Annotated in this window: 23 protein-coding genes; 5 read left to right on the top strand and 18 right to left on the bottom strand. The window is 53.0% G+C overall.

The annotated features are described in order from the left end of the window. Nucleotides 1-2: 2 nt before the first annotated feature. From DG177_RS17090 to DG177_RS17045, 10 genes are read right to left on the bottom strand one after another with little or no spacing between them, the layout of a single operon-like run. Complete coding sequence (locus DG177_RS17090; RefSeq protein ID WP_108812592.1) at nucleotides 3-905, bottom strand: FliM/FliN family flagellar motor switch protein; 903 nt, start codon at nucleotides 903-905, stop codon at nucleotides 3-5. A 23-nt stretch (nucleotides 906-928) separates the two neighbouring features. Next, a complete protein-coding gene (locus DG177_RS17085) occupies nucleotides 929-1,504 on the bottom strand; it encodes a flagellar basal body-associated FliL family protein (protein WP_108812591.1) in 576 nt (191 codons plus the stop codon). Between the two features lie 45 nt (nucleotides 1,505-1,549). Next, nucleotides 1,550-3,328: a flagellar hook-length control protein FliK gene (locus DG177_RS17080; protein ID WP_108812590.1), complete on the bottom strand. Its 1,779-nt coding sequence runs from the start codon at nucleotides 3,326-3,328 to the stop codon at nucleotides 1,550-1,552. Continuing rightward, nucleotides 3,325-3,765, bottom strand: a complete 441-nt coding sequence (locus DG177_RS17075; RefSeq protein ID WP_108812589.1) for a hypothetical protein — start codon at nucleotides 3,763-3,765, stop codon at nucleotides 3,325-3,327. Before DG177_RS17075 ends, DG177_RS17080 begins: the two co-directional genes overlap by 4 nt. Beyond that, a complete protein-coding gene (locus DG177_RS17070) occupies nucleotides 3,762-5,120 on the bottom strand; it encodes a FliI/YscN family ATPase (protein WP_108813047.1) in 1,359 nt (452 codons plus the stop codon). Before DG177_RS17070 ends, DG177_RS17075 begins: the two co-directional genes overlap by 4 nt. Continuing rightward, nucleotides 5,113-5,805 (bottom strand): hypothetical protein, encoded by a 693-nt coding sequence (locus tag DG177_RS17065; RefSeq protein ID WP_108812588.1) that lies wholly within the window; start codon nucleotides 5,803-5,805, stop codon nucleotides 5,113-5,115. The genes DG177_RS17070 and DG177_RS17065 overlap by 8 nt, the downstream gene beginning before the upstream one ends. Then, a complete protein-coding gene (locus tag DG177_RS17060) occupies nucleotides 5,798-6,850 on the bottom strand; it encodes a FliG C-terminal domain-containing protein (protein WP_108812587.1) in 1,053 nt (350 codons plus the stop codon). Before DG177_RS17060 ends, DG177_RS17065 begins: the two co-directional genes overlap by 8 nt. Then, entirely contained in the window at nucleotides 6,843-8,594 is a 1,752-nt protein-coding gene (fliF, locus tag DG177_RS17055) for a flagellar basal-body MS-ring/collar protein FliF (protein ID WP_108812586.1), read from the bottom strand. The genes DG177_RS17060 and fliF overlap by 8 nt, the downstream gene beginning before the upstream one ends. Nucleotides 8,595-8,597: 3 nt before the next feature. Further along, entirely contained in the window at nucleotides 8,598-8,960 is a 363-nt protein-coding gene (gene fliE, locus DG177_RS17050; protein ID WP_108812585.1) for a flagellar hook-basal body complex protein FliE, read from the bottom strand. Nucleotides 8,961-8,974: 14 nt separating this feature from the next. Beyond that, nucleotides 8,975-10,246: a sigma 54-interacting transcriptional regulator gene (locus tag DG177_RS17045; protein ID WP_108812584.1), complete on the bottom strand. Its 1,272-nt coding sequence runs from the start codon at nucleotides 10,244-10,246 to the stop codon at nucleotides 8,975-8,977. Nucleotides 10,247-10,545: 299 nt separating this feature from the next. Here DG177_RS17045 and DG177_RS17040 point away from each other — a divergent pair, with 299 nt between their 5' ends. After that, nucleotides 10,546-11,361, top strand: a complete 816-nt coding sequence (locus DG177_RS17040; RefSeq protein WP_108812583.1) for a flagellin N-terminal helical domain-containing protein — start codon at nucleotides 10,546-10,548, stop codon at nucleotides 11,359-11,361. A 99-nt stretch (nucleotides 11,362-11,460) separates the two neighbouring features. On the opposite strand, the gene DG177_RS17035 is transcribed toward DG177_RS17040, so the two are convergent. From DG177_RS17035 to DG177_RS17000, 8 genes are all read right to left on the bottom strand, one after another. Beyond that, a complete protein-coding gene (locus DG177_RS17035) occupies nucleotides 11,461-12,180 on the bottom strand; it encodes a FliA/WhiG family RNA polymerase sigma factor (RefSeq protein ID WP_108812582.1) in 720 nt (239 codons plus the stop codon). Between the two features lie 17 nt (nucleotides 12,181-12,197). Then, a complete protein-coding gene (gene flhA, locus DG177_RS17030; protein ID WP_108812581.1) occupies nucleotides 12,198-14,309 on the bottom strand; it encodes a flagellar biosynthesis protein FlhA in 2,112 nt (703 codons plus the stop codon). A 6-nt stretch (nucleotides 14,310-14,315) separates the two neighbouring features. Beyond that, nucleotides 14,316-15,143, bottom strand: coding sequence for a flagellar biosynthesis protein FlgJ (locus DG177_RS17025; RefSeq protein WP_108812580.1), 828 nt, complete (start codon nucleotides 15,141-15,143; stop codon nucleotides 14,316-14,318). Nucleotides 15,144-15,324: 181 nt separating this feature from the next. Beyond that, on the bottom strand, nucleotides 15,325-15,636 hold the full coding sequence (locus DG177_RS17020) for a hypothetical protein (RefSeq protein WP_108812579.1): 312 nt from the start codon (nucleotides 15,634-15,636) through the stop codon (nucleotides 15,325-15,327). After that, on the bottom strand, nucleotides 15,633-15,923 hold the full coding sequence (gene flgM / locus DG177_RS17015; protein ID WP_108812578.1) for a flagellar biosynthesis anti-sigma factor FlgM: 291 nt from the start codon (nucleotides 15,921-15,923) through the stop codon (nucleotides 15,633-15,635). Before flgM ends, DG177_RS17020 begins: the two co-directional genes overlap by 4 nt. A 122-nt stretch (nucleotides 15,924-16,045) precedes the next feature. Beyond that, the gene (locus DG177_RS17010; RefSeq protein WP_108812577.1) at nucleotides 16,046-16,543 is read right to left on the bottom strand and encodes a flagella basal body P-ring formation protein FlgA; all 498 of its coding nucleotides are present in this window, start codon (nucleotides 16,541-16,543) and stop codon (nucleotides 16,046-16,048) included. Between the two features lie 67 nt (nucleotides 16,544-16,610). Beyond that, on the bottom strand, nucleotides 16,611-17,102 hold the full coding sequence (locus tag DG177_RS17005; RefSeq protein WP_108812576.1) for a hypothetical protein: 492 nt from the start codon (nucleotides 17,100-17,102) through the stop codon (nucleotides 16,611-16,613). Nucleotides 17,103-17,105: 3 nt separating this feature from the next. Then, a complete protein-coding gene (locus tag DG177_RS17000; RefSeq protein WP_108812575.1) occupies nucleotides 17,106-17,801 on the bottom strand; it encodes a MotA/TolQ/ExbB proton channel family protein in 696 nt (231 codons plus the stop codon). A gap of 248 nt (nucleotides 17,802-18,049) precedes the next feature. On the opposite strand from DG177_RS17000, the gene flgB reads away from it, so the two are divergent. The 4 genes from flgB to DG177_RS16980 are packed head-to-tail and all read left to right on the top strand — an operon-like array spanning nucleotide 18,050 to nucleotide 20,335. Further along, nucleotides 18,050-18,403 carry a flagellar basal body rod protein FlgB gene (flgB, locus tag DG177_RS16995; protein WP_108812574.1) on the top strand — a complete coding sequence of 118 codons (354 nt, stop codon included), beginning with the start codon at nucleotides 18,050-18,052 and terminating at the stop codon, nucleotides 18,401-18,403. 14 nt (nucleotides 18,404-18,417) lie between these two features. Beyond that, a complete protein-coding gene (gene flgC / locus DG177_RS16990; protein WP_108813046.1) occupies nucleotides 18,418-18,804 on the top strand; it encodes a flagellar basal body rod protein FlgC in 387 nt (128 codons plus the stop codon). Continuing rightward, a complete protein-coding gene (locus DG177_RS16985) occupies nucleotides 18,804-19,472 on the top strand; it encodes a flagellar hook capping FlgD N-terminal domain-containing protein (RefSeq protein WP_108812573.1) in 669 nt (222 codons plus the stop codon). The genes flgC and DG177_RS16985 overlap by 1 nt, the downstream gene beginning before the upstream one ends. 32 nt (nucleotides 19,473-19,504) lie before the next feature. Beyond that, nucleotides 19,505-20,335: a flagellar hook-basal body complex protein gene (locus DG177_RS16980; RefSeq protein WP_108812572.1), complete on the top strand. Its 831-nt coding sequence runs from the start codon at nucleotides 19,505-19,507 to the stop codon at nucleotides 20,333-20,335. The last annotated feature ends 18 nt before the right edge of the window (nucleotides 20,336-20,353 follow it).

The raw sequence follows: 20,353 nt of genomic DNA, 5'->3' as shown, positions 1-20,353 counted from the left end.
TCCTATAGAAACTGTTTGATTTGGAAGGCGACACCGCCATTTTGTTCGCCGATGCTGCCATGAGCAAAGACGCGATCACCAACGATCAGCGGGACATTGTCGGTTGGGGAAACGGGTAGAATATCGCCGACCGACAACCGCGACAATTGTGACAAATCCATTGTCGGACGAGCCAGTACCGATCGGACCGGCATATAGACCTGATCAAAAGACTCTTTCATCGACCGTTGCCAAACCGGATCGACCGCATTGGTTTCGCGGGCAACGGGCCGATGCAATTGTGGTTCAATCGCGGCCAGACCATCAATGGACTGGACGAAATCGATCGCCTCGACAGCATGTCCGCACAATGCAATACGCGCCACGCTGACAAGACTGTTAGGATCGTCAAGTTCGATCTCTAGATCAACCTTGTCGTGGATAAAACCGCCGTATCGTACCGTTGTTTCGTAAACGGCAGACCAAGCTTCGCTCAGGCTTTCACCGACGGCACCAGCAAGACGTTCGATCATCCCGACTTCGGAACGCGTCAGTTTGCCTGTAGCGCATGTTTCTCCATCAAATTGGCCGCCAAAAAAACAGTCGACACAACCGGTCAAAAACAGGCGAGAAATGCGCACCCATATTGCTGGACCGGTCACGCCGGAGTGAAATTGGAGATAGATGGAATCGGTTTCCTGACCGGCAAGCCAATCGGCAAATGGAGCGGTTTCGCCAGCGGCCAGTTCAACCGACAATTCGCTGGCGACAATGGTCGTCAGATGACGTTTCAATTGGCTTGCAAGTTTCCGTTCTACCTTTCGGTAAACGGTCAGAAGCATGTCGTCGGGGCCACCTTTTTTCAGCGGACTATGCTCGACCGGAGCGCCGCTGTTGGAAGTTGATTCTGAGGAAGGATTAGACATGAGCTTGATGCTTTCCCTGATCTTTACTGGACAACGATGCTGGTGAAATAGACGTCTTCAATGCCGCCAAATCCCGACTTTTCTTTCAGGGTTACATTGATGACATCGCGCAATTTTTTCTTGAGCTTCAATTTTCCTGCGGACGTATCCAGCTCGAACGGATCCTGTTGTCCTAACTCCATCAATACGGCCGAGCGGATCGCAATCTCATGCTCGGTAACATTCTCGAAAACGCGCTCATCATAATAGGTCGAGATCGCCAGCGACAATTGGGCAAAACTCTCTGAATTGGACAGGTTCGATGTGAATGGTTGCTCAATCTGGTGATAGGAAATCTTGAATTTGCTGTCCGTCTCTTCGGGAACAGCTGTCTTCGCTTCGGTTTCGCTAACCGCCGTACCGTCTTTCAGAATGATCTTGGGCTTGTTCGGGTCTTCTGGTTCCTGGCCTTCGCCGCCCATCGTGCCAGCGACATAAAAGCCTCCAGCAGCGCCGCCACCACCGACAACGGCAATCGCAACAATACCGACGATGAGTCCTTTCATCTTACCCTTTTTCTTCTTGGGTTTTTCTTCTTCTTCTGGATTGCTGTCTGACATTTTTACCTCTGAAGTCTCTTATGGTTCTGGATGGTTGCGCTACGCTCAGGCGTAGCGGCTGTTATCGTTTGGTTCTTGCGGATCCGATGGCCTGTCGGAGGTCATCATCTGCCCGCGATCTGGGGACGGGTTCGAGCGCTCCTGATGCCCGCTCTCATTCTCTTGCTGTGCAAAATCCATCATGTCTGATTGCGATGAACCAAGCATATTTTCCTTGATATCAACCCGCAGGCTCAGGTCGGGCCGTCCTTGCGCTTTCAACATGTCCTGAATGGCTTGGCTGTGCTGGACAATCATCTCGCGTGCGGCATCATTTTCGGTTTCGATCCGGATGATCTCCTGCGTGCCTCTCGCCACAAAGGAAATCTCCAGGCGCCCCATATTCCGGGGATTGATTTCAAATCGCTTCAGATCGCCGCTGACCTTCATGTCGCTCAATTCAGACGCAAAGCGCTCAGCAAATTGCGGGGCGTTCCAGTCAAAATTGACGGTTTTTCCGGCCAGGGTTTGCGCGGCGCTGACGGGCGTTGCTGTAACCGGCGCCGGTATTTCTGAATGTCTTTCCAGCGAGACCGAGGCGGGTGCATTATCTATGTCTGCGAACGGCGTTTTGGTTTCGATGCTAACGGGCTTTTCCATATTGCTCGTTACTTCGCGTGCCGTAAATTCCGTGGGCTGGGCTGTTATCTTGCTGTCTACATTGCGCGTGCTAGCCACCCGAAGGTCAAGCGGAGCGACAATCTTGCGTTCACTGGTTTCGGCTTGCGGAATTGCAGCCGTCAGTCCGTTTTTAGCGGTACTCTCATCAACTTTCGCCGGAGCGTTACGATTTGCATCAGAATAGGGTTTGGCCATCAGCGGCGGAATAATTGTTGCTGCCTTCTGACTGTTTTCAGCGGGAGAAATGTCGGTCGCCGTTGAATTCCCAGCCAGTGGCTTCGATAAATCCAAGGCAATTGCTGGCTTCACCTCTGCGCGATTAGTAGCGGATGAGATTTCTGGTTTGATGTTGTCTTGAGCCACAGGTTCAGCGCTAATTACTGGTTCACGTTGCAGGCTCGGTTTGATGCCAGCGGCCTTCTTGTCCGACAGCTGCATACGCGGCATATCGATCGCTATTTGAGCTTTTGGCTCGTTACCGACAGTCCTGATTTTCTCGCCTGAAGTGGTCGGCTGGTCGACCAGAATGATTGGCATGGTCGCAATCTTGCCGACATCGCTCAGTGGATGATTGGCTTTGACGGTCTCATTGCCTGAAACAGGCGTATCCGCTGACAACGGATCGCGGCCACGCGGTGCAGGACTATCTTTCAGATCGGATTGATCCATGCTGATACCAGGCTGGTTTAGCCTGTCGGACATCATTGCGGAATCGATTGAATCACCGGCGTCGTCCCCGGTTTCAGAAGAGCCTGCGAGCACAGCTTTCTCTGTCAGGTCCGACACCTGTGGTTGAGTCGCGATGAAGCGCCCTATCTGTGAAGCGGGAGCTGGCGACGGAGTTGTTTCGAGAGACAAGTCAGACTTGTCTGCCTCGGCATCCTGTACAATCTGGGTTGAAACAGTCCCGGTAATATCGCGCGCATTCGATCGTGAACGCGGTTGATCATCAAAGCCGAGCAACTGACTTACAAATTGTTCAATTCCGGTTTCCTCTACCACTTCAGTGCCGTCATTTTGCAACGTCGGACGCGGCCGGTCTTCACCGGGCATCAGAAGGGCGCTAAACGCATCAGAGGCTGTTGTTGTTTCCATGTCCGAAGGCTTTGCAGAAAGCATGCCAATTATTGAATGAGAGGCCTCTGCCATAATTTTGCCAATCATTGTCCTGACCCCTTTTTTCTATTATTAGCTATATTATACAATATGTTATGACGAACATCGCTTTTGAAGACCTCTGCTTTTCGGGCCTTTTTCATGTTGGATTGGAGCAGTTTCTCTGTGCTCTCATAAGTGGATCGGGCGGCAAAATTTTGCCGCTCCGCATGGGCAAAATCTTGCCTTGCCGTCACCATTGATCTTTCGATTGATCGCTCGGCGTCGAGCAACCGTCCCGACAATTCCATTCTGGCCGCCAACAAATCGGCACTTTCCGCTTTGACATCCGATTGCGTCTCGCTGTGCAGATTTTTGATCCGCTGCGCATTATGCTCCAGCGCGGCACAATGGTTTCCGGCCTTCGCCAGTGCGCTTTCCTTCAGCTTTTTCTGTGTCTCCCGCACCTTCAAGATGCGTTGCAGCCCTTTCACCTTGCGCTTCATGACTGAAACAAACCGGCAAGATCGCTAATGCTCTGTTGAAAATTGACCAATTCGCGCGGCTTCTGTTTGATATACTCAACCATCACCGGCCAATAGGCCAACGCTTCATCAATATTCGGATCACTCCCGGCCTGATAAGCGCCCATAAGCACAAGATCGCGATTTTCCTCGTATATCGACCAGAGCCGCCTGAAATGCGTTTGAACGGCATGGTGATTGTCATCGATAATATCGACCGCAACGCGGCTGATCGATTTACCGACATCAATGGCGGGAAATATGCCTTGCTCGGCAAGCGATCTCGACAGGATGATATGCCCGTCGGCAATGGCTCGCGCGCTATCAACGACAGGATCATCAAGATCATCGCCATCGGCCAGAACAGTATAAATTGCTGTTATCGACCCGCCGGTCTCGCTGTCATTGCCCGCCCGTTCGATCAATCGCGGGATCATCGAGAGTGCGGACGGTGGATAGCCTTTCATGGTTGGCGGTTCACCAGCCGCAAGCCCGATTTCGCGTTGGGCATGAGCCACACGGGTCAGGCTGTCGAGGACAAGCACGACGGATTTGCCTTGCGAACGAAAATGCTCTGCGATGGCAGTTGCACGATGGGCTGCCTTCAGGCGTGATGAAGGAGAATGATCTGCAGGAACAGCAACCGTAATAGTTGGTACGGCGTCTTTTTGCTGATTGCGGCGATTGACAAAGTCATTCACCTCGCGGCCGCGTTCACCAATCAGGCCGACGACCACGACGTCGGCAACAACACCGTCCAATATCTGGTTGATCAGCATCGATTTGCCGACACCGGAACCGGCGATCACGGCGACCCGTTGCCCTCGGCCAAAGGTCAAAAGGCCATTCAGCGCCCGGATCCCCATGTCGATTGGCTTGGTAACGCTGGCCCGGCGCATGACATCGCCTTCCTGCCCCGACAACGGCACGCTTTCTGTCGCCAATATCGGTCCCTTGCCATCAATCGGCTCACCCATTGGACCAATAATTCGGCCAAACAGCGCGTCACCAACGGCTGCTTCATTGGATTTCACATAGGGCAATACGCGGCTTCCGCTGCGCAGGGGTGCGTCCTGTACCATCGGGATCATCAGGGCCCGTGATCCTTTGAAACCAACCACTTCGGCGCAGATTTCCCGGCCATCAGTTGCGATCACCCGGCCGGAATAGCCTAGTGGATAGGCAAAGCCGGTTACTTCCAACATACCGTTATCATGAGCCGAGAGCTTGCCGACGTAACGCGGCGCGTTGCTGATATGGTCGATCCGCGCCAGCAGACCCTGAATGCCTTTCCCACTATTCGGATCACTGACAAATTCGCTCTGCCTATCACTCATGATCGGCATCCCGTTGCGGCCCGTTAAACTCGTCAATCAGGGCCCGCAATTCGTCCAATACGACCGCAGATCCTTTTTCAATCCAGCCGCCGGCGTGGCTAAGTTTCAAATTGCCGCGCAACATCGATGGGTCGGCACGCAATGGCAATTTGCAGGCGTCCTGATCAACCAACGCCATGTCATCGGGATGCAGAACCAGGCTCGCGCCTTTCTGATCCTGGTCAATCTTGTCCGCCAATTGCGTTGCCCATGCTTGCAACAATACCGGATCCGGCACGGCCAGCTCGGAACAGCGGTGAAAAAGCGATTCAATCGCGGTCAGGATCAAAGCAAAGCTGCCGGTCGAATGCAGATCGTTCAAATGACTTATGGCGTCTGCAATAGCGGCAGCGGCTTGATCGTTTATTGCCTGTTCAGCGGAAAGCGCAGCCTGTCCGTCTTCCCATCCCTTGCGATAGGCGGCTTCAAAAATATCCTCTTCTCCGCCGGGAGGCGCTGTGCCCCCTGCCCTGTCCGTTTTTCCAAAATTTTGAAATTGGCTTCCTGCGCCGGCAGCGGCATCAGGAGGCAATTGTCCCGACCAGGCGGAAAACTCTTTTTGTTCGAGCGGCATTCTCCAGAGCGGAGCGACATTATCTTTTTGCATCGCATCATGCAGGTTTTTCTCGGAACGCAGATCAGACATAATCGGCACCGCCGCCGGACATGTTAATCTCTCCATTGTCGAGCATGACCTTGGCTATCGCGATAACGCCTTTCTGTGCATCCCGCACAGCTTCCATTGGCTGCGGCGGTGCTTCATCAATTTCATCCTGGATTGTCTCTGCGGCCCGTTTCGACATTGCAGCGAAGATTTTCGCTTTCAGTTCACTCGATGCGCCACGCAGAGCTGGAACCAATATAGCGGTATCCACTTTGCGTACGACTGTGCCCAGATCCTTGCTCGACAGATTGATCAGATCGGCAAAGATGAACATCTCATCTTCAATCTCTTTGGCAATTTTTCGGTCACGACGGGTCACGCCTTTCAAAACAGCGCGACCAAGTTGCTTCGGGAAATTGTTGACGATCGAAGCGCTGTCCATCACGCCGCCAATTTCCATCGGTGGTGCGATTTCTTCTGCCGATGGTGCATTGCGTTCCAGCAGCCCATGTATCTGCGCCAAGGCGTGGGCGCTGACCGGCCCCATGGTGGCAACCCGATAGACGAGTTCTTCCTGCAAGTCCGACGGCAGAAGCTGTAACATTTCCGCAGCCGCTTCCGGCGCCATGAAAGAGATCAGCACCGCTGAAATCTGAGGCGGCTCATTCGCGACAAGCTCTGCAAGATCCTTGTGGGGAACCCACTTCAAAAGCTCCGCGATGTTGCTGGGCCGTTTCGGCGCAAAGCGGTTCATCATGGTTTCAGCGCGGGAGGTGCCCAGCGCCTGACGGAACACGCGGCCCACTTTTTCGTCGGATTTATAAGCCAGCATCGATTGGTTTCGAGTCAACTGCAAGAAACGATCGAGCGATCCGTCAATCTGCATCGCATCGACATCGGCGACGCTGAACATCGCCTCGCCGAGCAGTTCCACTTCCTGCGGTTCGAGCCGTTCCAATATCCTGGCAGCCTCATCGTCATCAAACAACAACATGAGGATCGCAGCGCTCTGACGGCCGGTAATCAATTCCAGTTGTGCGCCGTCTTCTTCTGACGCTTGGGTGTTCTTGGTTTCTGCCTCAGCCATCGACTTCCTCCGCCTCGCCTGTTTCCTTGAGCAGTTCTTTCACCACCAACGCAGCATGATCGGGATTTTGTTTGACAAAATTCTGCGTCAGAAGAGCACGCTCCTGGTAGCTGGGTGCGGCCTGGATCATATCGATCGTAATCGGCGATCCATCCGGTAGTGCTGCGATCTCTGATCCGCCTTGGGCGTTACTAGCGACTGGCGCAGCGCCTAACAGACCGCCATTTTGAGGTCCGAGATTTGCAGGGATGGTATTTTCAATCGCCGCGGCGTTTTCTTTCAATTTCTTTTCGGAATTCAACCACCGCTTCAATATGGGCCGGCCGATTCCAAAGATGATCAACAGAGCGACAATGAGCGCCGTGACATTGCGGCTGACGACACCGAACCAGGGTGATTCATACCACGCCTCCTCGGCCTCTTTTTCGGTTACAGGACGGAACTGACGCGCGGAAACAGCAACCTGATCACCACGCTCGGCATTAAAACCCATGGCGCCTTTCACCAGCTTTTCAATTTCCTGAATCTCTTTCGGTGACTTGGTGTCTTTGAGCGCCTTGTCATCAATTGCCACGGCAACCGATAACCGCGAAACTTGGCCCGTGGCTTGATTGGTTACCGCAATTTCACGGGCCAGTTCAAAATTGCGTTGATATTCCTCGCTGGTTTTCTGTGGAGCGGTTTGCTGTGCCACCTGCTCTTCTTCGCCATCGGGCTGCTCTTCAAACTCAGCAGGTGCAGGGGGACGGTTGGCCAGAGCGCCAGGTATACCGCCAACTTGCGGGGTGCCGATCGGTTCTTCCGACCGCATGCCCTGTTCCGAACGCAGCACGGAACCGTCTGCCGGATAGATTTCACTGGTCGCCTGTTTCTCATCAAAGTTCACGTCTGCCGTCACTTCGGCAACAAAATTTCCAGGCCCGACTATGGGCGTCAACAGGCTCGCCAGCGATTGGCGATAACGATCTTCTATAGCCGCCTTTATTTTCAATTGTGCATCCGTGCCACGGGGATCTTCATCCTCGCTTCGGGACAGCAGGCGTCCGTTCTGGTCGATAACCGACACGTTTCCAGCCGCCAGACCGGGAACCGAACTGGCCACCAGATTCAGAATGGCCTGCGTTTGCCGCTCATCCAATTTGGTCGCACCGGTCAATTGCAGAATGACCGATGCTGCCGGCTCATTTCTATCTCGCAAAAAGATGCTTGGTTGTTCAACGGCCAAGTGAACCCGGGCAGACAATACGTTGTCGAGAGCCTCAATTGACCGCGCAAGATCCATCTCCCGCGCCGTCCGCAATTTTTCAGACTCTACTGCGCGGCTGGCTCCCATCGGCATGCTCGACATGATGGTATCGCCGCTGGGCGCCGAGCGAGGGAGGCCTTGGCCTGCCAATTCGATTTTTGCGGTATGATAGTCTTCATTGCTAACCGTCAGAGTCCCGGACGTGTCATCAACCTGATAGGCGATGTTCGCACTTTGCAGAGCTTGCATTACTGCGGCTTTGTCATTGTCTGGCAATCCGCGGAAAAGGTCACGCTGCGCCGGCTCACGCACCAGCAGCCAGGCCGAGAATGCAGCGAGAAGGACAGCGGATAATATGATCAGCGGCATTGCCCGCGCAATTGCCGGTTGCCGGGCAAAAGTCTGGATGGAGCCCAGCGCGCCGCCCGGGCCGGAACCGCCAACACCGGTTGGAGCGACCGGTGTCAGGTTCTGATTAAGGGATGTTTCTTCAGCCATCTATCATACCGACATGTTCATGATGTCTTTGTAGGCAGACAGCAGTTTGTTGCGCACTTGCAGCGTGGATTCAAAACCCAGCGACGCTTTGTGCTTGGAGAGCATCACCGCAGCCACATCGTTGGTCTCGCCCATTTGATAGGCGGCCGTGTTGGCTTTCGCGGTTGCTTGCAGATTGTTCACTTCCTGAATGGCATTGGTCAGCTGGTCGGCAAAACCGTTCGGTCCAGATGGTTTCTCGGTTTGCGGTGCCTGACCGGGACCAGCCAGATTGGATGTTTTACTGGCAATGTCCTGCAGCGCATTGTTGCGGTTGAGGATCGCGTTGCGCGCTGCCATCAGGCTGTTCATATTGACGGAAGACATATTCTATCCCCTGTTCAGGCCGCCAACGCGCGCATATCGGCCATCCGATAACGCAGCGTCCGTTCTGAAATACCAAGTTCCTTGGCGGCTTCGCGGCGGTTGCCATTGGTTTGTTCTAGCGTTTTGTTGATCGCGTCATATTCAACGCTCTTGGAAATGGAGTGCAGATCACGGCCGCGAACGAAGCGCGCAGAGCTACCAGGTTGCACCGCATCCTGTTTGGGCTGAGCAGAGAGGCTCTCGCCCGAAAACATCAGGTCGCCTGCTCCAATGCAATCGCCGTCACACATAACCAGGGCCCGTTGCAGGACATTGGCCAGCTCGCGAACGTTACCAGGCCAATGGTGGGCCTTCAGGCGTTCGACACAGTTTTTCGAAAGCGAGACAAATTTTTCATGACCTTTCTGGAAATCCATCATCATGAAAGCGGAGATTGCGGCAATATCGGCAGGACGCGCAGCAAGCGGTTCCAACTCAACCGGCATAACATTCAGACGCCAGTAGAGGTCTTCACGGAATTTTCCGGCTTTGACTTCTTCGGCAAAATTACGGTTCGCGGCACAGATGATACGTACGTCGATCTTTTCGTGACGGGTTGAACCGACCGGCAGGATTTCGCCTTCCTGCAGCACGCGCAGAAGTTTGGACTGGCTCTCCAGCGGCATCTCGGTAATCTCGTCGAGAAAAATTGTTCCGCCGTCGGCTTCTTTGAACAGCCCGACAGCATTGGCATAGGCTCCCGTAAAGGCGCCTTTCTTATGTCCGAACAAAATGGATTCGATCATCGTTTCGGTAATCGCAGCACAGTTGACGGTGACGAGCTGTTTGTCAGCGCGGGTACTGTGCTCGTGAATATAGCGAGCGACGCCTTCTTTGCCGGTACCGGTTTCGCCGGTAATCATGACATTGGCATCGCTGCGCGCTACGCGGGCGGCATATTTATATAAGGCAATAGATTTTGGATCAGCAAAGGCAGGCCCTTTGCCCCCACGCATGGCTTCAATAATGCAAGACAAACCAAATTCCTTGTCTGCTTTACCAAATTCAATGCGGGGGGGCTGGCTGAGGGTAGCCGGAACGAAACGGAATGGGCCATCGCGATAAATTACGACGGGATCTTTTGCACCACCATTCGCACCTGCATGCGCTGCACCATCAATGTGGGGTAGTTGTGCAGCGGCAGATGACAATGTGTGGTCGGAGTGGAAAGATTCAACACTCCCGAGCATATCAACAAGTTCTGGAAACCTAGAGACCAGGCTAGATTTAATGGTGTTGTTGATCATCTCATTCCCTCACGTTTTACTCTGAGCACGGGATCCTTGTTGTGCTCATCCGATACTTCGCAATCCGCGTGCCAGTTTCAGGGAATGGCTGAAAACTGGTGTTTTCTTGATCTAAGCCTGTCGGGTTTCCGACATTTTCGTCGGAAAGCAGACAGTTAAATCCGGCAGGTGTCGGAGAACCGACAAAGAATTTTGATTAATTTATTCCGGGCCCACCGTTAACTCCTCTGAGGCCGCTTCAGGAGACGAGGTGACCCACAGTATCAATCGAGTAAGTAAATTGTGAAAAGGAAGTCACCATGACTGTAATAGGAACCAACGTAACGGCCCTGCGTACCAGCTATGCTTCAAACCAAGCTGAAATGGGTCTCGCTAAATCAATCGAACGCCTGTCAACAGGTCGTCGTATCAACTCTGCATCGGATGACGCAGCCGGTAACGCAATCGCAACCCGGATGACCTCTGAAGTCCGCGGCCTTAACATGGCGATCCGTAACGCCAATGACGGCATTTCGCTGGCTCAGACCGCAGAAGGCGGCATGAACGAAATTACGAGCATGTTGCAACGTATGCGTGAACTGTCTGTCCAATCTGCAAACGGCACGCTTTCTGCTGGCGACCGCACCAACCTTCAGACCGAGGTTACCGCTCTGGTTGCGCAAATCGGTGATGTTTCATCACGGACCACCTTCAACGATGTTGCATTGCTGGACGGCACGAACGCATCCATCAACATTCAGACCGGCAGCGACGCCAGTCAGAACGTTGCCGTAGCACTCACCGATGTATCCGCTGCTACTTTGGGTGTGGACACGCTGGACATCAGCAACGAAGCTGGCGCTGCAGCGGCATTGACCGCTCTCGACACGGCTCTGGATACAATCACAACGGCACAAGCTTCTTTGGGTGCCGACCAGAACCGTCTGCAGACCACCGTTTCCAACCTTTCTGATCGGGTAGCCAACATCACGGAATCACGTTCGCGTATTCAGGATGTCGACTTCTCTGCAGAAACCACAGAGCTGGCCAAGAACCAGATCCTGAGCCAGGCTTCGTCCGCGATGCTTGCACAGGCTAACCAGTCTCAGCAGTCAGTATTGAGCCTGATCCGGTAATTATCCGGTTCAGTGGAACGGAAAAGCCTCTTCCCCAAACGGGAAGGGGCTTTTTCCTTGTCTGAAACAGACGTACAAAAATAGAAAACAGGTCGCGATCTAGTCAGCCGTCATCGCAGCTTGCAGCTTTTCCAAAGCGCGCTTCTTTATCTGGCAGACACGAACAGAGGATACCTCTAGAACGGCTCCAATTTCATCAAGCTGCATTTCCTCGATAAAATAGCAATTGAGAACCATCTGTTCCCGCTCATTCAACTTCTTCAGATTGGCCGATAACAGTTCGACCATCTGGCTTTTCTCCAGCGCTTCATGCTGGTCATCATCATCATCGGTGAACCAGCTACTGGAATCGCTATAAACCTCATCGAGAGAGTCCACATGGATATCCATTGCGCGATCCATATTCTTGCGAAACTCGGCTTGATCCATTCCCATGGCTTCGGCCAGTTCGACCTCATTGGGCTCGCGGCCGTTTTCCTGGGCAAGCTGTGCGCTGATGGCACGCAGTTTCTTGTTCCATTCGACAGAGCTTCGCCGCAGGCTGCATGTTGCACGCAAATAGTCGATCATCGCGCCGCGCACACGCACATAGAGATAGGTGCTGAAATTATGTCCCTGATCAACATATTTGCCCGCAGCCTCCACCATGGCGACAAGGCCAACCTGGATCAGATCCTCCAGTTCGACCTGATCGGGAGAGAATGATTTAATCTGCCAAGCAATTTTGGTCACCAGTCCTTGATGCTCGCTGACGAGCTTGTTCTCGTCAATCTGCATGGCGCCATAAGCTTGAGATGCTTTGATTTTTGTTTGAAACATAAATTCATTCCACTCGATTAAGATATCTGGTTTGCTTCAACCCGAGGAGGTTCGGGACGGGGTTGGGGAACGCCGATTTTGGCAAGCACTTCGATGGACTTGTCCTCGGGCAATTCCTGATAGGAAAGCACGGTCAAGTCAGGGAACCGGTTCTTCAGCAGTCCGCCCAACGGCCGCCGGACGATCGGCGAGGTGATCAGCGCAATATTGCGTGCTTCCATCGGCAAGGTCCGGGCGGTTTCGTCCACCGCCTCGACCAATTGCTGCGCCAGTTGCGGCTCTATCGGATAGCTCGCATCCTCCCCGACCTTGAGCGCCTTGACGAGCAAGCCTTCCAGTTCGGCATCCAATGTCACCACCGGCAAGGGAAGATTAATTGGTACCATCGTCTGAACAATCAGATTGCCAATCCTCTGCCGTATGGCATCGACGATTTCATCAGTTTCGCTATGCTGGCTTGACGCTTCCAGCATCGCCAGACAGATTTTCTGGAAGTCTTTCACTGGCACTTTCTCGGCCAGCAACTCGCGGCAGATGGCAGTGATAGAGAATAGCGAGAGTGGCTGTGGTGTCAGACTATCGACAAGTTGCGGTGATGTTTCTTTCAGCAAGTCGAGCAGTTTCTGCGCTTCATCCATGCTGAACAATTGCGTCGCGTTGCGGCGGACAACATCGTTGAGATGCGTCGCCACTACGGTAGGCGCATCAACAACGGTATAGCCCTCGGCAACCGCGTGCGATTTTTTGTCGCCCCCAATCCAGATAGCGTCCATGCCAAATGTCGGATCTTTGCAGGGGCGCCCGTCAATGACTGTATCGACATGACCGTCATCAAGCGCAAGAAAGTCATTGGGCCAGACCGTGCCTTCACCCAGTACCATCCCGCCCATCATGATACGGTAGCTATTTGGTTCCAGCTCAAGGTCATCCTTGATCCGAACTAGCGGCACCACAAAACCAAGTTCTTTGGATATTTGCCGGCGGATACCGGTGATCCGTTTCATCAACGGCGCACCTTTGCGATCCTCAACCATGGCAACAAGACCATAGCCAATTTCGATGCCCAGTCGGGCTTTTTCCGAGACATCCTCCCAGTCAATCTGTTCGGGCTGCTTTTCCTGAACGGGTTCAGGCGGTGCTTCGACTGGCTTGGGCTTGCGGATGAGATAGAATGCAAAACCCCCAGCCACAGCAGCTGCGGGAAGGATCACCATATGCGGCATACCGGGCAACACACCCAATATCGTCAGGATGATGGCGACCGGCACCCATGCGGCACCGGATCCGAATTGCGAGGTGATTTGATCAGGCAAATTTTTGCTGGACGAAACCCGGGTCACAATGGCAGCTGCAGCAATGGACAGGATCAACGCGGGGACCTGAGCGACTAGCGCGTCACCAATTGCAAGCATTGAATAGGTGCTCGCCGCCTCGGCAAAGGGCAAGTCATGCATCGTGGTGCCCAGAACAATGCCGCCGATAATGTTCACCGCCAGGATCAATATTCCGGCAACGGCATCGCCTTTGACAAATTTCGATGCACCATCCATCGATCCGTAGAAGTCGGCTTCGGTCGCGACTTCGGAACGCCGAGCCTTGGCTTCTTCCGGTGCAATCAGACCGGCATTCAGATCGGCATCAATTGCCATCTGCTTGCCGGGCAATGCGTCCAGGGTAAATCTGGCCGAAACTTCTGACACCCGTCCCGCACCCTTGGTGATAACAATCAGGTTGATGATCATCAGGATCGAGAAAACGAATATACCGACAACATAATTGCCGCCGAGCAAAAGGCTGCCAAAGGCTTCGATAATCTGGCCAGCAGAGTCACCACCTTCGTGACCTTGCACCAACACAACTCTGGTTGATGCCACGTTCAGGCCCAATCGCATCAGCGTCGCAAAAAGCAGAACGGTCGGGAAACTGGAAAAATCGAGCGGTTTGTTCGCATTCAAGGCGACCATCAAAATCGCAAGCGAGATCATGATATTGGTGATGAAGCCGATATCCAGCAGGATCGTCGGCAACGGCAGAACCATGAAAATGACCAGCAGCAACGTGGCAAGTGGTAATAGGCCCGATCTCAAACGATCAGCCATCTGGTCCATAGAAAAAAATTGTCGGTTCATTATGTCTTACATCCCCAGGGTGGCGAGCATCAGATAAGCGGCACGCGCCGGCTCGCTAAATGGCTTCGGTGTGTTCAAATTATTTTGGTCAGCGGCATGCGCTTGAGCGATCCGGAGATAATCCTCCGGCTGCACGGTCCGCGATGCGTCTGTTGATGCCGGCAAACTCTTTCCGCTCGCTGGCAAATCTTTGCCGCTACCGACCAGATCGACGGCATCTGACAGTTTGCGCTCAAAGCGGTCTCGAATGGCTTCAAAGCTCCGCGCATTGCCCGAACGGTCAAAGAATATATTGTGGTTGGCGCGGGCCGCGTGCGGAAAGGCCGACGCAGCCGAACCACTGGGATTGCGATCCATTCTGGTCAGGAATTTTGCGGCACCCGCAGGTCCCAGAAAATGGGCCAAATATAAATCCACAGATTCCGGTTTCCGCCCAATCCGTTGTTCCAGATATGCACTGTTATCGCGAGCGAATTCACCCGCAAGATTGGCCGACAACCCGGGATTGGTTCTAAGCGAAAGTATCCTTGTTTTCTGGGCTTGATCGCCGACAGACAAGTGACCGTTGCTATTTCTCGATATAGCGCTTTGGGCCCAACCAAGGCCATATTGATCGCCCTTCTCCTTTACCAGACCCAGCCAGGTCTGATCGATAAACTGGTAAAGCCCAGTTGCGGAGGAGGTTTGCGCCTTGGCATCTGCACGCATTCCACTTTCAAGCTGAGCCTGAGCGACGAGATACTGGAAATCGACACCAGTCCGCTGCGCGCTTTGCGCAATAACGCCGGTCAGATCATGACGCGCTGCTTGAGGGGTGATCGAAAGATTGGACATGGTTTAATCAAAGTCTCCTGCAAAGGAGAGAAGCAATGATCATGCCAAGAAAGGGATTCTGCGGAAATTTTGCGGCGCTGGCTGGACTATAAAAGCGCGCCTTTTACGGGCGCGCTTTTGCTAGCGCCGAAGCGCCGCGAATTGGTCAAAACTAAAATGGTTTAGGCTGTTTTATGAAGCCTCAATAGCTGCGCGCTGCGCCGGAATAAGTATCCGCTTGATTGCCGCGAAAACCAGCCAAGAGCTGCAAACGGGTCGCACTATGGTCGCGCAAGAACCGAAGCCGGTAAATCGAAGCCTGCATCAGTTGATCAGCTTCGGAAATGAGCGGCCGCAATCCGGGGTCCAGCTCATGGGCATTGATTGCGCCCAGTTGCGCGGCGGCTTGCCCTAGTTGCTCACTGGCCCGAAAAATCGCATCGCTGTCATGCCCTTCCAATGCGGAGTAAAGCATGTCTTGTGAACTGCGAAATGATTCAACTATGTGTTTCATTCCGCCGATCCTACACCAAAGACGCCTGTGTCGAGCATCTTCTGCGCCAGCGCGGCAGTATCCACGCTATATACCCCGGATGCAATTTTTTGCCGTATCTCGGCAATTTTTTGCTCATCGAACGGCGGTTGCTGTGCTGCCAAGATCGAAGCCGTCGTTGTGATCGTCGGCTTGCTTCCCGAACCTCCGGCATCAACACCGCCTTGGAGTTTTCTTGGTTCACCCTCCGCCACTGTTGGACGATCGAGCCGCGTATTTATAGCAGAATAGCTTTCTACGGGTTTCATTTTACTTCATCCTTAATGCATTCAGATCATTGATGATTTTCAATATCTCTGAAACGCTTACGACATCTTTCAAAACAATTTACGGTATGTTGTGAAAAAATTAATATCTTCTTCGAAAAATTTTATTGCACCAGCTCAACTTCGCCAGTCTCTGATACGCGCGCCATTAGCAACTTTGATTTACGGCTGGATCGCACGGGAATGAAATCTCCAACCTTTCCATTTTTTTGCGCAACCACGCCATAGCTAATGCTGAAGCTTGGACGCCGTACGACAAGCGTCAGAGGTTGGTTCCGGAAAACGATATATTCCTGCGAGCTGGCCTTTTGATCGGATATTTGGGCCTGCCCACGCCGTACCGGAACAAAAATACGCCAACCCAGTTCAGGACAACTGACCAGAACCGCATTGTTATTGGTGTCGGAAAATTGCACCGGGCTCGGACAGCGCTTCAATCGCAGTTTTTTATCAATAGGTGCACGCGCTCCACCGGCGTCACCAATCCTTGCATTAAGATGCATGGCAACCTGGCTGTCGAGGCGTACCGTATTCTCAAAAGGAGAAGTGGCACCCATTATCAAGAGAGAGATCAGCGGAAGGGCAGCGCGATAGTGAAGCATGTTCGGTTCCTAAGTGCATTTAGACTACAAGAACCAAAGCAGGTTTCATGCCAATTTTCCGGAGGCGCTATCTTTTATCTACCTGATCTTTTTCTGATGGCAGAAAGGTGAGCGAGATATGCTTCTTCCTGTCTGCCTGGGAGATCAACTTATCCGGCATTTTCAATATGATCATTTCACCATCCTGACCGGCCTTTTCAAAGGCATCCGCAATCGCAGCAGACCGGGCAGCAACTTTTTCCCATTGCCTCAGTCGCAGATCATCGCGGCTCTCGTTCGCTACAGGAACAGATATGGTAAGCAACTGGCTCTCTTGCACTAGCATTATCTCTGCGATTTCCTGCCGTGCAAAGTTCGTCAGCACGGCACTGCTATCGCTGAAAAACGCATTAGTATCATAGTCATAGTTACCCAATATCTCAGGCACATGTAAGGATTTCTCCGCCAGCTTCTGTCTTGTTTCCGGATCGGCAAGGTTGACAAAATGGGCATAAGCAAATGCACTCAAGAGCATCAGCGCCAAGTCGAGAAACGATAAGGTGGTCCGGCTGGCATGCATGATTTAGCCCGCAGCCCGCAGCGGTTTGGCGGGAGAAAAATGCACCGGACCGAGCACCAGCAATTCGCGCTTTGCAATTGCAATCGCATGCTGCACCACCTCTTCACGATAGGCATTCAGTATCGCAGCCCGGGCGTGTAGCCGCGCCGAGATCGGAAAAGCGATGATGTGTGAAACGAAAAGCCCATAGAGACTGGTCAGCAAGGTAAAACTCATGGCAGGGCCCATTTTCAGGGGATCGATGCCGGTCGCAAAAAGCTGGATCAGGCCGATTATGGTGCCGATCAAGCCAATGGCCGGCGCAATCTCTGAAGCAGAAGACCAATAGGTCGCCCTCATATCCTGTTCTTTTCGCGCAACATTTTCGGATAAACGAGCCCATTCCTCAAAGCTTTTCGCATCCTTGGAATTGACCAGTTCGGCCAGCAATTGAGTCACAAATGGGTCCTGACTGCGCACGCGCTCCAGTCCATTAAACCCCTGCTCTCTCATCACAAAATCGATCCGGCGACACGTGAATGTTGCGTTTTCACCGCTCTCGGCAAGCGGATCCCGACTGCAATTGAGTAGCGCTGTAAAAGCCAGTCCAAAAGAGGCCCGGCCATTTTGAACCCAGGCCATCAGCAGCACGCCGCCTAGTACCAGAGCGAATAATAATGGGTCAAAGAACCGGCCCATATTGGAAAGCAAAATGTCCATCAGATCGTACTTTGATCAAAAGCGGCAAAAATTTTCCGGCAACCGGCAAAATCTTGCCGGTCCGGTGTGTCCGTCGAAAATATGGCTGCTGTTAATGACACAAATCCCCCAAAAACCGTAACTTCTTCCTGAGGATGCAAAAACTGGCACGCCCTTTGCGAAGTACTGTTCGAGATTACCAAGCCCGGTATTTCTCATGCCAAAGTTACGGTTATCAAACCGGACAATTAAGACAGGACGTAAATTCGATGCCCAGTTTGGATCAGATATTTGCATTAAACGGTGGAGCGCTACAGTTGCGTTCACAGCGTCTGAATATGCTTGCATCCAATATCGCGAATGCATCCACGCCTGGTTACAAGGCTAAGGATCTCGATTTCGATCGCGCGATGCAGCAAGCGCAAAATGGCAGCTCCATTGACACGGCGATGAACGATCACACGGGTTTTCGTGTGCCTCTGCAACCCTCGCTTGATGGCAACACAGTCGAACTGTCGGTCGAGCAAACGCTGTTTGCCGAAAACGCCATTCAATATCGCACCACCCTGTCCTTTCTGAACGGACAAGTGGCGTCGATGAAACGCGCATTAAAAGGAGAATAGAGATGAGCGGTTCCATGAACGTCTTTGACGTCGCCAGCCGGGCCATGTCCGCACAGATGGTGCGTCTCAATACAACCGCATCCAATCTTGCCAATGCGCGCACAGACTATGCCAGCAAGGACGAAGCTTATCGTGCCATGCGGCCGGTTTTCCGCTCCGTCATGGAAGAAAATATGGCGACCATCGATGTCGAACGCGTGGTTCAAACCGATGCGGAACCACAAAAGCGCTACGACCCGTCCAATCCCATCGCGGACAAGGAAGGCTATGTCTGGGAGGCCGCTGTCGATGAGACGGCGGAGATGATCGACATGCTCGAGACCGCGCGAAACTACAAGAATAACGTACAAGTTTTACAGACCGCAAAATCACTCATTCTAGAAACGGTAAGGAACCAATAATGGAAATTGCACCACAAGTTTTTGAAAATTCAACACCGAACATTGCCGGCCTTGCCGCCGCGCAACCGGCCAATGCAAAGGGTGATGACACTCTGGATCAGGATTCATTCCTGCGATTGATGACGACCCAGTTGAAATTTCAGGATCCGTTTGATCCTCTCGACAATCAGGCAATGGTTGCACAGCTTGCACAGTTTTCGAGTGTGGCCGGTATTTCCGAGATGAACCAGTCCCTTACCGACATTGCCGCGATGCTGGGCGATAATCGTCTATCCGATGCAAAGGAATGGATCGGTCACTCGATTTTGGTTCCTGGCAACTTTGCCGTCGCAAGCAAGGACGGCGAATATACGGGTGAGTTCACACTCAATCAGCCGACCGAGAATCTCTCCATCGACTTGCTCAATGACGCTGGTGAAATTGTGATGTTTGCCGAACTTGGTGCTCAGGAAGCAGGTCCGATACAATTCAACTTCGACAGCAAAAATGCAGCTGGCGAAGCGCAGGACCATGGACGATTGCGGGTTCGCGTGAACGGCGGTTCCGTTTCTGACCTGGCAACCTGGGTTCCCGTGGCTTCAGTCAAGGCGTCCGGCGCCAACAGCTCACCCATACTTGTAACACCTATCGGTAACGTCCTGCCATCAGAAGCGATGCGCATCGGATAGGTGCCCCCTAATTTACAACAGGAGAAGAAGTAATGTCTTTCTTTACATCCCTCAGCGGTTTGAAAGCCGCGCAGACTGACTTGAACGTGATTTCAAACAATGTCGCCAACACCAACTCGACCGGCTTCAAGAAAAGTCGGGCACAGTTTGGCGATCTGTTTGCCGCCGCGCCTACCCAGACCACCAAAACTGTGGCTGGCCAGGGCGTTCGGTTGAGCGGCATCACCCAGCAATTCACCCAAGGCACATTGCAGGCGACCGACAAAACGCTGGATCTGGCAATCGCGGGTGACGGCTTTTTCTCCGTACGCGGCCAGCCCCCGCGACAGGATCTGACATTTACCCGGAACGGATCTTTCTCGGTCAATGTGGATCGTGAAGTCGTCGACACCACTGGCGCGAAAGCACAGCTATTACCAGTTGATGCCAATGGCGTGGCAACCTCGACCAACGTCGCTGATATGTTTGACTTCATATTGCCCGATGTCGATCCCGGCGATCCAGCTGCCTTGCTGACCAACATTGCGATTAATGGCGAAGGCGTGGTCAGCGCGACATTTTCCAACGGCAACCAGATCAATATCGGTGCGATGGCAATGGCCAGTTTCACTGCGATTGAAGGGTTGCGTCCGGTTGGCGATGCCCACTGGCAAGCCACTGGTGATTCCGGTCCCGCGCAAGTTAATCAGGCCGCCAATGGTCCGCTTGGACAGGTTCGCTCTGGTTCTCTCGAGCTAGCCAATGTCGACATTACCGAAGAGCTGGTGTCGCTTATCGCTGCTCAGCGTAACTTCCAGGCCAATGCCCAGGCAATCGAGACCGCCAATACCCTTAGCCAGACCGTGATCAACCTTCAGGTCTAGGATCTGACGGTCATTTCA

Origin of the sequence: Sphingorhabdus sp. Alg231-15, assembly GCF_900149705.1 — a bacterium.
In the GTDB taxonomy this organism is placed as follows: Bacteria; Pseudomonadota; Alphaproteobacteria; order Sphingomonadales; family Sphingomonadaceae; genus Parasphingorhabdus.
This window is presented reverse-complemented; position numbering and strand designations above follow the sequence as displayed.

Excerpts from the sequence above, each read along its gene's own strand:
- DG177_RS17090 (WP_108812592.1), bottom strand. The coding sequence starts at position 905 with ATGTCTAATCCTTCCTCAGAATCAACTTCCAACAGCGGCGCTCCGGTC.
- DG177_RS17085 (WP_108812591.1), bottom strand. The coding sequence starts at position 1,504 with ATGTCAGACAGCAATCCAGAAGAAGAAGAAAAACCCAAGAAGAAAAAG.
- DG177_RS17080 (WP_108812590.1), bottom strand. The coding sequence starts at position 3,328 with ATGATTGGCAAAATTATGGCAGAGGCCTCTCATTCAATAATTGGCATG.
- DG177_RS17075 (WP_108812589.1), bottom strand. The coding sequence starts at position 3,765 with ATGAAGCGCAAGGTGAAAGGGCTGCAACGCATCTTGAAGGTGCGGGAG.
- DG177_RS17070 (WP_108813047.1), bottom strand. The coding sequence starts at position 5,120 with ATGAGTGATAGGCAGAGCGAATTTGTCAGTGATCCGAATAGTGGGAAA.
- DG177_RS17065 (WP_108812588.1), bottom strand. The coding sequence starts at position 5,805 with ATGTCTGATCTGCGTTCCGAGAAAAACCTGCATGATGCGATGCAAAAA.
- DG177_RS17060 (WP_108812587.1), bottom strand. The coding sequence starts at position 6,850 with ATGGCTGAGGCAGAAACCAAGAACACCCAAGCGTCAGAAGAAGACGGC.
- fliF (WP_108812586.1), bottom strand. The coding sequence starts at position 8,594 with ATGGCTGAAGAAACATCCCTTAATCAGAACCTGACACCGGTCGCTCCA.
- fliE (WP_108812585.1), bottom strand. The coding sequence starts at position 8,960 with ATGTCTTCCGTCAATATGAACAGCCTGATGGCAGCGCGCAACGCGATC.
- DG177_RS17045 (WP_108812584.1), bottom strand. The coding sequence starts at position 10,246 with ATGATCAACAACACCATTAAATCTAGCCTGGTCTCTAGGTTTCCAGAA.
- DG177_RS17040 (WP_108812583.1), top strand. The coding sequence starts at position 10,546 with ATGACTGTAATAGGAACCAACGTAACGGCCCTGCGTACCAGCTATGCT.
- DG177_RS17035 (WP_108812582.1), bottom strand. The coding sequence starts at position 12,180 with ATGTTTCAAACAAAAATCAAAGCATCTCAAGCTTATGGCGCCATGCAG.
- flhA (WP_108812581.1), bottom strand. The coding sequence starts at position 14,309 with ATGAACCGACAATTTTTTTCTATGGACCAGATGGCTGATCGTTTGAGA.
- DG177_RS17025 (WP_108812580.1), bottom strand. The coding sequence starts at position 15,143 with ATGTCCAATCTTTCGATCACCCCTCAAGCAGCGCGTCATGATCTGACC.
- DG177_RS17020 (WP_108812579.1), bottom strand. The coding sequence starts at position 15,636 with ATGAAACACATAGTTGAATCATTTCGCAGTTCACAAGACATGCTTTAC.
- flgM (WP_108812578.1), bottom strand. The coding sequence starts at position 15,923 with ATGAAACCCGTAGAAAGCTATTCTGCTATAAATACGCGGCTCGATCGT.
- DG177_RS17010 (WP_108812577.1), bottom strand. The coding sequence starts at position 16,543 with ATGCTTCACTATCGCGCTGCCCTTCCGCTGATCTCTCTCTTGATAATG.
- DG177_RS17005 (WP_108812576.1), bottom strand. The coding sequence starts at position 17,102 with ATGCATGCCAGCCGGACCACCTTATCGTTTCTCGACTTGGCGCTGATG.
- DG177_RS17000 (WP_108812575.1), bottom strand. The coding sequence starts at position 17,801 with ATGGACATTTTGCTTTCCAATATGGGCCGGTTCTTTGACCCATTATTA.
- flgB (WP_108812574.1), top strand. The coding sequence starts at position 18,050 with ATGCCCAGTTTGGATCAGATATTTGCATTAAACGGTGGAGCGCTACAG.
- flgC (WP_108813046.1), top strand. The coding sequence starts at position 18,418 with ATGAACGTCTTTGACGTCGCCAGCCGGGCCATGTCCGCACAGATGGTG.
- DG177_RS16985 (WP_108812573.1), top strand. The coding sequence starts at position 18,804 with ATGGAAATTGCACCACAAGTTTTTGAAAATTCAACACCGAACATTGCC.
- DG177_RS16980 (WP_108812572.1), top strand. The coding sequence starts at position 19,505 with ATGTCTTTCTTTACATCCCTCAGCGGTTTGAAAGCCGCGCAGACTGAC.